Source organism: Vibrio sp. Vb0888 (assembly GCF_033338835.1).
In the GTDB taxonomy this organism is placed as follows: Bacteria; Pseudomonadota; Gammaproteobacteria; order Enterobacterales; family Vibrionaceae; genus Vibrio; species Vibrio alginolyticus.
In genome coordinates, this window is sequence record NZ_JAWOTL010000295.1 from 1 (window position 1) to 1,088 (window position 1,088).

The 1,088-nt window shown below is 48.1% G+C and carries 1 protein-coding gene; it reads left to right on the forward strand.

The window, feature by feature from the left end:
• A partial coding sequence (locus R7P72_RS25745; protein ID WP_318111070.1) for a pitrilysin family protein occupies positions 1–1,088 on the forward strand: 1,088 nt, incomplete at both ends.

Sequence of the window (1,088 nt, forward strand, 5' to 3'; positions counted from 1 at the left end):
CGGTCGGTGAACCAGTGAAAGCAACAATGCCAGAACTGTACAATGTGCACTTTGACAACGGCTCTGAACTACTCGGCACCGTGAGCAACGAAACTCCGACAGTCATGATGCAATTCAGCTTGCCTGCGGGCACGCGTTTTGTGGAAAAAGGCAAAGAAGGCCTAGCGCAACTGACGGCCGCTATGTTGCAAGAAGGAACGACCAAACGTAGCGTGGAACAAATTCAAGCTGAGCTCGATAAACTCGGCAGCATGATCTCTGTCGATGCCACAGGCTACACGACGAACATCAGCGTTTCTTCTTTAGAAAAGAATTTAGAGCCAACACTGAAAATCGTTGAAGAGATGCTGCTATCGCCAGCGTTCAAACAAGAAGATTTTGATCGTGTGAAAATGCAGGCACTCGAAGGGCTTGTGTACGAACATCAAAATCCAAGTTGGATGGCATCTCAAGCAAGTCGACAAGTGCTGTATGGCGATTCTGTTTTCGCACGCCCGAAAGACGGCACGCAAGCTGGTGTCGGTGCGCTAACGCTTGATGATGTACGTGAGTTCTACGCTAAGCACTACACACCGCAGAGTGCACAAGTCGTGGTGGTGGGTGACATTGCTAAACAAGACATTGAGCAGAAGCTTGCATTTTGGGCTGAATGGAAAGATGAAGCGGCACCACTTTATGCTCCTCAAACAATACCAGCATTAGGTGAGCAGAAAATTCATCTTGTCGACAAACCAGGGGCACCGCAAAGTGTGGTTATGATGGTTCGTCAAGGCATGCCTTATGATGCCACGGGTGACTTTTATCTGAGCCAGCTCGCGAACTTTAACCTAGCGGGTAACTTTAACAGTCGTATCAACCAAAACCTGCGTGAAGACAAAGGCTACACCTACGGTGCATACGGTTACTTCTCGGGGAATCCTGAAACCGGTTCGGTTGTATTTACCGCGCAAGTTCGTGCCGATTCGACGGTCGCATCGATTATCGAGATGGAAAATGAGCTGAATGAATACGCTCAATCTGGAATGACTGATGAAGAGATGAAATTTATGCGTCAAGCGGTCGGTCAAAAAGATGCACTGAAATATGAA